Source organism: Lachnospira multipara LB2003, from assembly GCF_000702205.1.
Classification (GTDB): Bacteria; Bacillota; Clostridia; order Lachnospirales; family Lachnospiraceae; genus Lachnospira; species Lachnospira multipara_A.
The window spans coordinates 176,471-191,270 of the sequence record NZ_JNKW01000001.1 but is presented as its reverse complement, the minus strand read 5'-3'; the positions used below and the strand labels follow the sequence as shown (position 1 = coordinate 191,270).

The following is a 14,800-nucleotide window of genomic DNA, read 5'->3' as shown; positions in this document are numbered from 1 at the left end:
AAACACGCGTTTTGATAAATAATTAACTAATATTTTATACTTATCCTATATTTTTTATTTTATTGTTATTTATCATATTCTCCATATTCACAACCTACGTTTTTAGCTGTAATATCATCTATAAGTTTTAACTTGCCGCCCATTTTTTTATAGAGCTTAATTCTTCCAACGCCATTACCGCCATTCCATAACTTATTATGTCTTTTTTTACCATCTGGCGACTCATAATTTATAAAAATCATATCTTTTTTAAGGCATCTCACCTTTGTGATCATTACTGAATCTAGATTTTCCTGTGCCACATACCAGTAGACTGCATCTTTTGTTTCATAAAATCTAAATCTAGTGTGTACCTTATCCCAGAATTTTGAAAAATTATATTCATATTCCTCACCTCTATAATAAAATGCTCCAAGTAACTTTCTCTTTAAAGGAAGCATATAAACCTTAGGGCATCCACCGCCTATATCAAAGGCGCTTCCCTTTAACTTACGACCTGTAATGCGACTTGTAAGATTATTAGAAGACAACCATACCCAAGGGCTTGTAAAGCTTCTGCCCCAATTTTTATCAGCATAGCCATAACAGTTATTAGGCGAAACCTTATATTTAACGCCATTGCATATAACTTCACCTTCATATAAGGTTCTCATGCCTTCAACATGCCAATACATCTCAAAGGCCTCTAAATCTCTGAAAAGTCTGTTAGCGCCATAACCCACATTAAAAGGATTATTCTTAGATACTTTAAGATTCCAATACATTGTTCCGGCATCAGACATATATTCTGGATGTTTATCATTATCTTCTTTGCTAATTGAAATCATGCCAGTTATGCTATTTTCCGAAGCAAAACAATCCTTACAATTTATGGAATAAGGAACAGATCTTGAAACAGCAATTTCACCCCAACCATAAAATTTATTAAGCTGAAGGCTATCCTCGCCCCAACATCCTGCCTTGACCATTAAATATGACGGTTTTAGATTTTTGCGTTTATTATCCAAAAGTTGTCCAAGAACCGGTTCTTTTCTACCAAATCCAGGATTTACCAGATAATATTCAATAAAAAATCCTTTTTCTTCTCCTGTCTTTTCATTGATGCCAGTAAAACTATGCCACCACCAATCATAACCATTAAAAGCTAATCCACTAAATAACATACACTTATTTCGATTTATATCTGACTTCGAAAACATTTTTCACATTCCCTCCATTGTTACAATTACTTGTTACAAGCATCTAAATTATACTAAAAAAGACAAAAAAAGTGTAGCCATCCAATTTTTGAATAGCTACACATTGATTTTAGTAATTTACAATATTAGCGAATTCTGGCTTAAGGCTTGCTCCACCTACTAAACCACCATCAATATTGTTCTGAGCGAAAAGTTCTGCTGCATTGCTTGCATTAACACTGCCACCGTAAAGAATTCTAATTTCTTCTGCTGTCTTAGCATCGTAAATTTCTTCAAGATTCTTTCTAATTGAAGCACAAACTTCTTCTGCCTGCTCAGTAGTAGCAACCTTACCTGTACCAATAGCCCAAATTGGTTCATAAGCAATAATTGTATTAAGTGCATCCTCAGATGAAATTCCTTCATATGCTGCCTTAATCTGATCCTTAATGAATGTTAAAGTGATTCCTTCTTCTCTCTGTTCAAGAGTTTCACCACAACAAACAATAGGAATTAATTTATGTTCAATTGCCTTCTTAATCTTCTTATTAAGGAATTCATCACTTTCATTAAAAAGCTGTCTTCTTTCTGAATGTCCAATAATAACATGTGAAACACCAGCATCAACTAACATATTAGCACTGATTTCACCTGTATAAGCACCTTTTTCCTCAATATACATGTTCTCAGCACCAATCTTAATATTAGTACCCTTAACAGCCTCAACTACTGGTACAATATCAATTGCTGGTACACAAAAAATTACATCAACATTGTCATTAGCTACATTTCCCTTTAAATCATTAGCTAATTTAACAGCCTCAGAAGGTGTCATATTCATCTTCCAATTTCCCGCAATAACCTTACGTCTCATATCATGCCTCCATTTTCCGTCAATGCTACTTTCCCCGTTAATATTTAATTATTTATTATTTATTCACCGCACTGACAATACATTATAAAAATTATATCATACTTTGAAGGTGTTTTCCATACTTTTTAAAAGCTTTTATCCTTAATGGATAATAAATATCAAAAAACTTTAATTTCGGGGTAATAAAAATTAATCATTTAAAAATAGAAATCACCCACACCCATAACGCCTACACATTTAATTAATTGTTCTTGAAAAAAAATAACAATAACAACAATAAAAACACTGTTAATCTTTTTGTAAGGTCTCTTTTTATTCTTAACTGTAGCTCTATTCACTTCTCGTGATTTTAAGAATAATAAAATATATTATTAATACACAATATTTGTTATTTATAAGATTAACTTTGCAAGTTTACTGTCATTCTTTGTGATAATTTTAACAAGTATAAGTAAACAAAAACCATAGTGGCTGCCTAGAATAACTTTTAACAATTATTCTGTAACCAAGCTCTAGGAAATCCTAGAGCTATGTATACACTATGCGACCACTATGGTCATTATATTTATGCAGTAAAAATATTACTTATCGTTAGCTGCAACAACACCTGGTAATTCCTTACCTTCAAGGAATTCAAGAGAAGCTCCACCACCTGTAGAGATGTGAGTCATCTTGTCACCAAATCCTAAATTATTAACAGCAGCAGCTGAATCACCACCACCGATAATTGTTGTAGCATCTTCTAAGTTAGCTAAAGCTTCAGCAACTGCTACTGTACCCTTAGCAAAGTTATCAAATTCGAATACACCCATAGGTCCGTTCCAAACAACTGTCTTAGCATCCTTAAGAGCATCCTTGTATAATTCGCATGTCTTTGGTCCAATATCCATACCCATATCATCAGCTTCCTGGTGACCAGCTTCAACGATCTTGCTTGGAGTATCGTTCTTAAATTCCTTAGTTGTTACTGTATCGATAGGAATTAATAACTTAACACCCTTAGCTTCAGCCTTAGCCATCATTTCCTTAGCGTAATCAAGATAATCATCTTCTACTAATGACTGACCAACGCTACCGCCCTTAGCTTTCTGGAATGTATAAGACATACCACCACCAATAATAAGTGTATCAACCTTATCAAGTAAGTTGTTAATTACAGGAATCTTTGAAGAAACCTTAGAACCACCTAAGATAGCAACGAAAGGTCTAACTGGATTATTAACAGCATTTCCAAGGAAATCAATTTCCTTCTGCATAAGGTAACCAACTACAGCTGTATCTACGAACTGAGTTACACCAACATTTGAGCAGTGAGCTCTATGTGCAGTACCGAAAGCATCATTAACAAATACATCAGCAATTGAAGCTAAATCCTTAGAGAAAGCTTCACCATTCTTTGTTTCTTCAGCTCTAAAACGTGTATTTTCAAGTAAAATGATATCACCATCATTCATTGCTTCAACAGCAGCCTTAGCATTATCGCCAACTACTGTATCATCAGCAGCAAACTTAACTTCCTGGCCAAGTAATTCTGATAATCTCTTAGCAACTGGAGCTAATGAGAATGCAGCATCTGGTCCCTTTGGCTTACCTAAGTGTGAGCAAAGAATAATCTTTCCACCATCTGAAACTAACTTCTTAATTGTAGGAAGAGCAGCTACAAGACGTGTCTCATCAGTAATCTTGTCCCCATCTAATGGTACATTAAAATCACATCTTACTAATACTCTCTTGCCCTTAACGTTGATATCATCAACTGACTTCTTATTAAGCATAATATTTTCCTCCATTTTAGAAAAAATTCTGTAATTGAGCTACAGACCAATTAACACCTAAAATGATGCTTGATGGTCTGTATCCCAGTCACTATTTTTAAAAATAACCGGAGAACGCTAATTAAAGTATTCTCCGGTTTAAAATCTCACATAAGCGAAATTAATAAGTACTGACTATTAAGTCAACCACCTAGAATTAGCCTAATTCAGCGAAGTACTTAATTGTTCTTACCATCTGGCTTGTGTATGAATTTTCATTATCATACCAAGAAACAACCTGTACCTGGTATGTTGTATCATCAATCTTAGATACCATTGTCTGTGTAGCATCGAATAATGAACCAAATCTCATACCAACGATATCGCTAGATACGATTAATTCTGTGTTGTAACCGAATGATTCTGTAGCAGCAGCCTTCATAGCAGCATTGATAGAATCAACTGTTACTTCCTTATCAGACTTAACTACAGCGATAAGGATTGTTGTAGAACCTGTAGGTGTAGGAACTCTCTGAGCAGCTCCGATTAACTTACCGTTAAGTTCTGGAATAACTAAACCGATAGCCTTAGCAGCACCTGTTGAGTTAGGAACGATATTAGCAGCACCTGCTCTAGATCTTCTTAAGTCACCCTTTCTCTGAGGACCATCAAGGATCATCTGATCACCTGTGTAAGCATGAATTGTTGTCATGATACCAGACTGAATTGGAGCAAACTTGTTAAGAGCGTTAGCCATAGGAGCTAAGCAGTTTGTTGTACAAGAAGCTGCAGAAATAATCTTATCATCCTTTGTTAATGTTTCATGGTTTACATTGTAAACGATTGTAGGAAGGTCATTACCAGCTGGAGCTGAAATTACAACCTTCTTAGCACCAGCATTGATATGAGCCTGTGCCTTAGCCTTTGATGTATAGAAACCTGAACACTCAAGAACTACATCTACACCGATTTCTCCCCATGGGCAGTTGTTAGCATCTGGTTCCTTGTAGATCTTAATTGTCTTACCCTTTACTGTAATTGTACCAGCTTCATCATCAGCTGTTACTTCATCTTCATGACCAAGCTCTACATATCTACCCTGTGAAGTATCATACTTTAAAAGGTGAGCGAGCATTGATGGTGTTGTTAAATCATTGATTGCTACTACTTCGTATCCATCTGCACCAAACATCTGTCTGAATGCAAGTCTACCGATACGGCCAAATCCGTTAATAGCTACTTTTACTGACATAAATTGAATCCTCCTAAAAGTGATTTTTAATTGAATTTTAGTTTGTTAAAAAATCAACTATTAGTTATTTTACATAAATATAATCTAAATTTCAAGTGTCTGTAGTTTAATTTTTCACAATTCTAAAAATACATCAACAAACAACAAATATTTCCCATTTTACTTGTTTAATTTGCTAAAAAACCCTTTGTATACAGTATTCGTTGAGTATTTTTTCAGCTAACTGCTTCGGATTTTTCACCAATTTATTAAATACACGCAAGTAAAAATCACCAATATTATAATTTTAACATTCTAAAACTCTTTTTAACGCTAAACTTATAATACCATATTTTCAGAATAAGTATAGTAAAAATTCCATATTTTTTATTTGATTGACATTTTTTATTTATTTTCTAATCATATTTTAATAAATTCAGGCTTACGATTTTTAAATATTGAATAATAATTAAAGCCTGCTTCTTTTAAATAATTTTCAATTATATCAAATCTATAGCCAAAATATTCCTTAAAATGGGCATCTGAACCTACTGTAATTATTTCTCCTCCTAAACTTTTATACAATTTTACTATATCTAATTCCGGATTAGGATTTTTTAGTCCAGATTTTAAACCTGATGTATTAATCTCTATTCCCTTTCCCTTATAAATTAAACTCTTTAAAATTTCATATATATAATCATAGTAATTTTTCCAATTATAATCCCTATCTTTAGTTGGAGCATATCTAATTAAATAATCAAGATGTCCATAAACATCGAAATTGTCACAGTATTTAACATTATCTATTGAAGCTTCATAATAAGCATTTATGCATTCTCTAACATCCTTGCCCTCCCAAAAGCTCTCATAATATGGATCATTGCCATTAACTAAATGAGAGGAACCAATTATAAAATCTAATTTCTCGTGCTTATCATATTCATTAACTCTAGAGGCCACAGATTTCATAAGCCCCTGTTCCACACCTATTCTAATATCAAAAATTCCATTATAATCAGATCTTAATTTTGTCATATAATCTATATATGAATCAAAATCCAGCGCAAATTGCGCTTTTCCATTATCTAAAGGAAAATCATAATCATTATGATCTGTAAATGTTATACCTAAAAAGCCCTTATTTTGTGCTTCTTTAATATAATTTATTGCCTCTTCCTTCGAATCTGTACTAAAGCATGTATGTACATGACTATCATATCTAATCATAAAACACCTTTATGCTATTAAAGCCATCCTTTCATTAAGTCTATACAAACAATATTACTTCACTTCGCTAAAATAGTAAAGTAAAACAAGTATTAAAAAGCACAAAAAAGCACCAAAAAAAGCACCAAAAAAGCACAACCGGGAGGAGGTTGTGCTTTTTCCACCGTAATTAATAATGCCGCAATCATTATTAAAAACTGAATATTAAGTTGTTCACTACTTAATGTATCTTTATTATAACAAATATTACTATAGTTTCAATAGTACTTTTGACCTATTTTATACTTTTTCTAAAAAATTTAGTAGGTATGAATATTAGAATAGTTATTATATAGGCAATAAATAAGAGTGACTTTATAAGCCACTCTTACTTCTTATTAATTAGTTAAGTCTTGTTGTATCAAAATGTTGCTTAATATCGCTTTCACGTCTATTAACATCATACTTCTTTGAATATTCATCAAACATTAATACATATTCATTATCCTTTAATTCCTTAACGCTCTTTAAATAGCTATGCGAAGCAATTTCAGAACTTTCAATTTCAATCATTGCAACTGCTACATTTGAACAGTGAGCTCCGATTCTATCCATATTAGTTAATAAATCATTAAAGGCAAAGCCCTGGTTATATGTACATATGCCCTTACTTAATCTTACTATATGTCTTGACTTTAATTCATTACAAAGCATTGTAATATGCTCTCTTAATGGTTCAACTCTTCTTGCAAGAAGTGCATCATCATTAGTAAATGCTGTTTCTGTAATCTCTATTATTTCAAGTACCGCTGCACGTAATACTCCGATTTCATATTCAGCTTCATCTGAGAATTTAATCTTTTTCTCATAAATTTCTAAAGCTACCTTTGAGATATTAACTGCGTGATCTCCAAGTCTTTCAAAATCACTTATTGTATGTAAAAATTTATTAACATGCTTTGTCTGCTCAGGAGAAAGTGTTGTACCTGTAAGCTGCATTAAATATGTACCAAGCTTATCTTCATATTTATCAATAACATTTTCTTTTTCCTGAATTGTCTTATATTTTTCATCAGTGTAATTATATAAAAGATTTAACGCTCTTAAAATATTCTTTCTTGACTTTCTTGCCATACCATTAATAGCTTCATGTGACTGTGTAATTGCTAAATCTGGATAAGCAAGGAATCTTTCTTCAAGAAGTTCAAAGTCAGCTGAATCTTCAGCATCTTCTGGGTTATCCTTAATTAAACGATGAACTAATTTTTCTATTGCTTTTACGAATGGGAATAACATCACTACAGTTGCTACTCTAAAAATAGTATTAAGCATCGCAATTGTAACCGGTCTCATAGTCATATCATTAAAAGCAAATCCACCAACTAAGGCATTAACCGTATAAAAAACTACTGACCAGAATATCATACCAAACAAGTCATTAATTAAATAAACCAATGCTACTCTTTTACCATTCTTGCTACTTCCAATTGATGATAATAATACTGGACAAGCAGCACCAACACCTATACCCATTGTAATTGGGAAAGCAGCTGCAAAACTAATACCACCTGTTACTGAAAGTGCCTGTAAAATACCAACCGAAGCAGATGCACTCTGTAAAATTGCAGTAAATACAATACCTACAATAATACCAAGCACTGGATTCTTAAACATTGTAAGTAATTTCAAAAAACCAGGATTTGACTTAAGTGGTGAAACTGCTGAACTCATTGTCTGCATACCTACCATAAGAATTGCAAAACCTAGCATAATATCTCCCACATTCTTATATGTGTTCTTCTTAACAAATGTCTTAAAGATAATACCTACTATAGCAACAATGGCAGATATTGTTGCAGTTGACAAAAGCGACGCAATACCACTAACGCCATCTATATAAGATAAACAAAGTATCCAACCTGTAATACTAGTACCAATGTTGGCACCCATAATAATACCGATACCCTGTATAACCTTCATCATACCTGAATTTACGAAACCTACAACCATTACTGAAGTTGCAGATGAAGATTGAATAACCGCTGTTACAACAGCACCAAGCAATACGCCCTTAATTGGTGTATTAGTCAACTTATAAAGCGTTGTTTCAAGCTTATTACCAGCCACACGCTTAAGACCATCTCCCATTACTGACATACCATATAAAAATAAGGCAACGCCAAGTAATAAGGATAACAAAATAGAAATAACTTCCATATTTATTCCCTAATCCTAATCCTTTCTTAATTTGTCCTTTAACATAATAACGTATAACCACAAAAAACATCAAGCATTAATTCAAAATAAATTACAACAAATCAAATTTAATCATTTTACAATTAATGTTTTAAAGGGTTTGCATTAAGGATTGATGGCGCACTATCCCACTCATCTTTTCTAGTTTCATATTGGTTTTTTAGCCAGTTTATAAGTTCAATTCTACCTTCTTCACTGAATTCAAATTCTTTAGAACTTATCTTTTCCTTAGCAATACTACAAGAGGCGTAAGGTCCTTGCCATATATTAGCCAATAACACAAAGTCTGGTTTTTCGCCTTCTCGTTTAATAAGATATCTCATTCCTGCATGCTCGCCACTATATTTTCCACCATATGCAAAAAAATTAAGCGGCATTATTTCTTTTTCGTCTATCATATCTATTAATCTCCCAAAAATTATTAGCTCCCCTTTATTATAGCAAACCAAAAGCATTATCGAAAGATTTTTTGAAATGAAAAATGTGTGTACAAAGAGGTGGTGTATAAATTAAATTAATCTATACACCACCTCAAAAAGTTTTTTCTATCTGATATTAAACTCATCAATAAGTGCATTTAAGCCTTGTGACTGAGCTGATAGATCACTAGAAACTTCACTAGCCTGAACTGCTGTAGCTGAATTAACATTAACAACATTTGAAATCTGCTCAATACCTATGTTAATTTCCTTCATACTAGAAGCCTGTGCATTAGCTCTGTCCTTAGAAGTCTTCATCATTTCAGCAACTGCAGAAACTGATTCTTGTACCTTCTTTAAAGCCTCTGTTGTTTCCTCTACTGCAGCGTTACCATTTTTAATCTCATTCATTGTATCATCAATTAACTTATGAGTGTTTTTAGCCGCTGTGGAACTTTCATTTGCAAGTTCACTAATTTCTTGAGCTACAACTGCAAAACCACGACCAGCTTCTCCTGCTCTTGCAGCTTCAATACTTGCATTAAGTGAAAGTAAGGCTGTCTGAGAAGCAATACTTTCAATAGTACTTGTAATCTTTTCAATTTCACTAGAAGCAACAGTAATTCTTTCCATTGCCTTTGTAACGGCACTCATCTTTACTGTTCCAGTCTCAACATCTCTTTCTACAATATTTGCTGAATTCATGGATTCTACTGCATCCTTTGCAAGCAATTCTGTTTGCTCAGTTACAAGCTCAACAGAAGCTGTAAGCTCTTCAACTGCTGCTGCCTGACTTGATGTACCTTCTGATAAATTAACAGATACCTCCTGTAAATTTGATGCTCCTTTTGAAACGCTTAAAGAAGCATCTTTTACATTCTTTAAAGTAGATGATAGCTTATTAGAAATATCTGTAAAGGCATCATTTATAGCTTTATAATCCGCAATATATAATTCTTGATTTTCACTTGCGCTAGAAAAATCTCCACTAGCCATCTTATCAGCAGTTTTAATAATATCCTCAACAATATTCTTAATTACATCCGTCGCCTTTTCAAGATCCTTAGACATACTTCCAAGCTCATCACTAGAATCACAGTTAATAGATATATTAATTTTTCCATCTGCCATATCCTTAGCCGCTTTAGAAATCTCAATAGATGGTTCTAAGATACTATCAGTAAGTACTTTACTTGATATTCTAACAAACATAACTGTGACAATTATAAATAAACAAGAAATTACCAACAAAACAAAGGTTACAATAAGTGAAGTTTGGAATGCCTTCCAGGCTGTATCAAAACTATCTGATGAAACCACCTTTAAATCTGCTGCCATCTTTTTAACAGTTGTGTTTACATCATTATTAATAAAATCATAAATTTTACTTTCATCAGATTGTCCCGTTTCTGTTAATTCACTTGCTTTAAACATACTTACAAGTTCATTTGTAAGACTTGAAAGAGTTGAAATGTCTGTTCTAACTGCGCTTATATTATCATCATTATCATAAACTTTTTCAAGATTTGATAAGAAAGAATTTAACTCTTCTATTTTATCCTGACAGTTTTCTAATTGTGCTGTGACATCCTCATCTGTCTTAGCATTAAGTGCCCACCAAGCAGATTTTAAATATGCCTGTATATCAATTCTTAATTCTCCTTGTAGGTTATCCTGTTTATAATACTTATTATACATAGTATATGTACTAGCTAGAGAAAAAACAGTTGTAATAATCAAAATCGCAATTGGAAGGCCTGTAAAAATATATATATTCTTGAAAATATATCTAAATTTATCAGCCACCTTCAAATTTCTTAGTTTCTTCGTCATTGAATCTTTTAAATTCATATTAAAAAACCTCCAATTCTTTTTATTCAGTTTTACACGTTTTAGTTAAACTTATGATAACATATTTATAGTATATATACAATGATATAATTATATAAATTCGCATATTAACTGAATTTGAATTGAAGGTTTATTTCAATTAAGCATCTGATCTTGCAAAAGAATTCTTCATACCACAGCTGGCAGTATATAAAACCTTATCTAGTGCATCATCTGTCTCTTCTTTTAGCATTTTAGCGATTTGATCATTACAATTAGCAAGCTTTCTTGAAATGTTGCTATAGCTATTCTTAGCTAAGTCTTTATCAAAATTATTAATCATTTCATGACCCTTTGAATGAACCTTATTCTGGTAACGTTCAATATGAATTGCTGTTGTATTATAATGTGCATCAGCCATAGCACCAATAAGTCTTGAAGCCCAGTAATAGTTTTCTGTAGTTACCTTTGCTGTTGTATTGGCAAGATATTCTGGTGTCCTTGTTACATTAGCGTAAAATGGTGCTGTAACATTAAAAGCATTAGAACCAACAGAAATCCACTCAACAGCCATAAATTCCTTAGGCATATATGGACGAAGCTGTGTAATAGCTAAGAAATTGTTTCTACTAATACCAATTGGTCTATATTTTCCTCTCTCAGATAAATCACCAGTTTTTCCATAAGGATTATATTTTGTGCCCTGGTAATATGATGAAAGAACATATTTAACATCTTCAATTGTGACCTTCTTCTCTGGTACAAAACTCCATGGAATATCATCTGATTCCGGTGTATAGTCAGCGCCTTCACCATCCCATGTATATGTTGTAGGATTTAAATAGCGAGCCATAAACCAAGCTCTTGGTGTATTGTAAGTATGGTCAGAGTCATCATGTGAACCAAGGGCTGCTCTTATATCAAAAGCTTTGTCTTCTTCTATTTTGTAATCCTTATCATGCATTCCAAGGTCTAAATGATTGTCTTTTATAAAATCAATTAAATCATCTGAACACATATGATTTTCCTTTTTTCCAAAGGCATCAACAAAATCAAAAAAGTCAATTCCTTGCTGATTTGGCATTACCACATAAGCATCATCAGGCACTCTTTTTGCAATAAAGTGATGTCCGCCAATTGTTTCAAGCCACCAAATTTCATCCTTATCCTGGAAGCCAATACCATTCATTTCATAAGTGCCATATTCCTTAAGTAATGAAGCAAAACGAATAACTCCTTCTCTTGCTGATTTAATATATGGAAGAACGATTGTTAACATATCTTCTTCGCCAAAGCCATTTTTAACAAGTGGGTCTGCCCCAAGTACTCTTGGATTACTTGTTATAGTCTCTGTTTCAGACATAGCAACATTTAACTCATTAATACCAGCTTCACCCCAGATACCTTCATTATCAATCGCATTAGGCATTGCTGTGTATCTAAGTGCATTTGCTGGTAATTTAATCTTAAATTTTGACAAAACAGACTTATAATTTCTTGGCTGTTTGCCTTTATTTACTACTATAAATTTCTTAGCTGTAAACTCACCAGATGGTGAATCCTCATTTCTTGCCATTAATGTTGAACCGTCATAAGACGCATTTTTACCTACTAAAATTGTTGTACAAGCCATTTTATTCTCCTTCTATTTTCATATTATATGCAATTTCAACTAGATCTTCCCTTGTTAACTCAAATGGAACCATTGCAAGTTTTGCCTTATTATTAAACACTGCATCAACAGTATCATTTAAAACAGTATCTAAACTCTCACTTTCATTAACATCTCCACAAAGCTTTATAAATAGTTCTTCAAATTCGGGAATATCTTTGATTCCTGCGGCATTAAGTATTCTATTAACTTCATATTCGCCTAAAGTCTTAAATTCATCACTAGCCTTGAAATCATCATAGATTTGATTAGAAATTTCAGGTGTATTGCAAGTCCACTTTTTACAAGCCATCTTTAAATAGCCTGCTAAAAAATAGCCACAAGCCTTACCATGTTCCACCCCAAGTCTATATGTAAAAGCATAGCTTAAGCCATGAGGTATAGTTGTTCCTGCCTGGGCAATTGCCATACCTGCATAAGTTGATGTTCTAAGAAGGGTAAAATAATCCTTCATATCTGCTTTTCTTTCATCCTTTAACACAGCTAAAATCTGTCTAAATGAGTTAAAGCCCTCCATACATATATTTCTTGAATACACAGAAGCCCCTGAATTAATGTAACTTTCTACAAGATGACAAAATGCGTCCATTGCTGTATTTTTTAAGTTCTTAGGGCTTAAAGAAATCAAGTATTTAGCATCAAGTAATGCTATATCAGCAAAAATCTTATAACTAATTGACTGCTTTGTTCTTAAATCATGTCTTGTAAGGACTGAAACACCTGTAACTTCAGAGCCTGTGCCGCAAGTTGTTGGAATTAAACATAAAGGCAAATGACTATCATCTTCATTAGCAACAAACAAATTAGACGCATCCCAATCTAGATGTTTTAGCATAAGTGCTATGGACTTAGATGCATCAAGAGGTGAGCCTCCACCAATTGCTACAACAAATTCCACCTTCTCATCCTTAGCAAAGGCTACTGCATCCATAATTGTTTCAACAGACGGGTTTTCTTCAACCTTGTCAAATATAATATAAGGAATTTCATTTAGATCTAATGCTTTTATAACATCATCTAAACTACCATTAGCCTTAGCGGAATGTTTACCAGTAACAATTAAAGCTTTTCTTCCAAGCTTAGTCCAAGTACTAGCCTCATTAATTACAACATCCTCACCTTCATATACCTTAACTGGCATAAATAGTCTACTCATTCTTCCTCCTAATTAATGGAAAAATCTTTCTTCTTAAATGTTATTTTTTGATTATATAAGGGTATAATAAGCTCGATTATTCCATCTTCTTTAGCATTTATTTTACAGCCATCAGGTAATAAATCATTATCCACGAGAATATTTCCATCTTTAATTGTAAAAATGGTCTTATCTATCACAACTTCATTTTTTAATAATTCTTCCTCAGAAAAATCATACAATTGACTAATAGATTTCAAGTCAATATCCTTTGAACCGCTATAAAGATCTACTATTGCTGGCTGTATATTATAATAAATCCCATTATTGTTATTATCAAGTCTAATAGCTGCAACACCTAATAAATTAACAATTCTTCTAACTTCATCATCAACAATAAAAGAATCATCAATCAAATTGATTTTTTCATATATCCCATTATTTAAAGTCTCATAATCATAATAACCAGCAATATAAGTACCACCTAGCTCTTTTTTTTCTAATTCGTCATTAAATAAAGTCACCTCATCTGCTGCCACAACTCCGCTATCAATATTTGTCTCCTTAGCCGCAACCCCATCATAATCCTTTTTTGAAACCTTTACATAGAACAAAGTAAAGAAAGCCATAAAAACCGTTATAAGCGCAATTGCGCCTATGAAGTTCCTATTACTTTTTCTAATCTGGCCTAATTCAAAATCTCTCATAAAAAGACCTCCAATATTAAACTATAAATTTCACGTTTCTCCTATACTTATTCTATCAAAGCTATACAAGAATCACAACCAAAAGAAAAAGGCCTCAATATCTACCTAAATCGGTAAACATTGAAGCCTTAAATTCTAAACTGCACAATTTGGACAAACAGTAAATTCCTTTATCTCCCTAACAGAAGAATCCCAGATTTTATTACAATTTGTACATTGAGCTTTGAATAAGCCATTATTAAGCATCTTCTTAATCTTAACTTTTCCCTTTGTATTCTTAATAACATTAAAATATATATTCTTGTCCCATTCATCTGTCATTTCTGATTTTTTCTTAGATGAACCGCAATTTGAACATACACGACCTCTATTAATAACTACATTAACTTCATCATCATAAATTTCGCCACATTTTTTACATTTTATTTGAATGTACTTATTTCCATTTTCGTATTTTTCCAAATCGAAACCTAAATATTCTAATCTCTGACCTAGTCTTTTTCTAATTGGTGATTCGTTCATTTAACTAACTCCT

At 32.7% G+C, this 14,800-nt stretch carries 12 protein-coding genes; all 12 read right to left on the bottom strand.

Annotation, left to right across the window (positions count from 1 at the left end; all coding sequences use genetic code 11):
• Positions 1 to 65 precede the first annotated feature (65 nt).
• The 12 genes from T537_RS12810 to T537_RS0100810 all read right to left on the bottom strand — a co-directional run bounded on the left by T537_RS12810 (position 66) and on the right by T537_RS0100810 (position 14,787).
• Positions 66 to 1,199, bottom strand: a complete 1,134-nt coding sequence (locus tag T537_RS12810) for a tocopherol cyclase family protein (RefSeq protein WP_031555635.1) — start codon at positions 1,197 to 1,199, stop codon at positions 66 to 68.
• Between the two features lie 109 nt (positions 1,200 to 1,308).
• Positions 1,309 to 2,052: a triose-phosphate isomerase gene (tpiA, locus tag T537_RS0100860; RefSeq protein WP_027438022.1), complete on the bottom strand. Its 744-nt coding sequence runs from the start codon at positions 2,050 to 2,052 to the stop codon at positions 1,309 to 1,311.
• A 581-nt stretch (positions 2,053 to 2,633) separates the two neighbouring features.
• Complete coding sequence (locus tag T537_RS0100855) at positions 2,634 to 3,827, bottom strand: phosphoglycerate kinase (protein ID WP_031555633.1); 1,194 nt, start codon at positions 3,825 to 3,827, stop codon at positions 2,634 to 2,636.
• Positions 3,828 to 4,023: 196 nt separating this feature from the next.
• Positions 4,024 to 5,058, bottom strand: a complete 1,035-nt coding sequence (gene gap / locus T537_RS0100850) for a type I glyceraldehyde-3-phosphate dehydrogenase (RefSeq protein WP_031555631.1) — start codon at positions 5,056 to 5,058, stop codon at positions 4,024 to 4,026.
• Positions 5,059 to 5,457: 399 nt separating this feature from the next.
• Entirely contained in the window at positions 5,458 to 6,267 is an 810-nt protein-coding gene (locus T537_RS0100845; protein ID WP_031555629.1) for a histidinol-phosphatase HisJ family protein, read from the bottom strand.
• Between the two features lie 381 nt (positions 6,268 to 6,648).
• Entirely contained in the window at positions 6,649 to 8,463 is a 1,815-nt protein-coding gene (locus tag T537_RS0100840) for a Na/Pi cotransporter family protein (RefSeq protein ID WP_027438026.1), read from the bottom strand.
• A 122-nt stretch (positions 8,464 to 8,585) separates the two neighbouring features.
• Complete coding sequence (locus T537_RS0100835) at positions 8,586 to 8,900, bottom strand: hypothetical protein (protein ID WP_242839143.1); 315 nt, start codon at positions 8,898 to 8,900, stop codon at positions 8,586 to 8,588.
• 147 nt (positions 8,901 to 9,047) lie between these two features.
• On the bottom strand, positions 9,048 to 10,772 hold the full coding sequence (locus T537_RS0100830; protein WP_027438028.1) for a methyl-accepting chemotaxis protein: 1,725 nt from the start codon (positions 10,770 to 10,772) through the stop codon (positions 9,048 to 9,050).
• 139 nt (positions 10,773 to 10,911) lie between these two features.
• Positions 10,912 to 12,384, bottom strand: coding sequence for a C69 family dipeptidase (locus T537_RS0100825; protein WP_031555623.1), 1,473 nt, complete (start codon positions 12,382 to 12,384; stop codon positions 10,912 to 10,914).
• A gap of 1 nt (position 12,385) precedes the next feature.
• Positions 12,386 to 13,579 (bottom strand): iron-containing alcohol dehydrogenase family protein, encoded by a 1,194-nt coding sequence (locus T537_RS11870; protein WP_034244071.1) that lies wholly within the window; start codon positions 13,577 to 13,579, stop codon positions 12,386 to 12,388.
• 8 nt (positions 13,580 to 13,587) lie between these two features.
• Positions 13,588 to 14,265 carry a hypothetical protein gene (locus T537_RS0100815; protein ID WP_031555618.1) on the bottom strand — a complete coding sequence of 226 codons (678 nt, stop codon included), beginning with the start codon at positions 14,263 to 14,265 and terminating at the stop codon, positions 13,588 to 13,590.
• Positions 14,266 to 14,400: 135 nt separating this feature from the next.
• Positions 14,401 to 14,787 carry a hypothetical protein gene (locus T537_RS0100810; protein WP_031555615.1) on the bottom strand — a complete coding sequence of 129 codons (387 nt, stop codon included), beginning with the start codon at positions 14,785 to 14,787 and terminating at the stop codon, positions 14,401 to 14,403.
• Between the last annotated feature and the right edge of the window lie 13 nt (positions 14,788 to 14,800).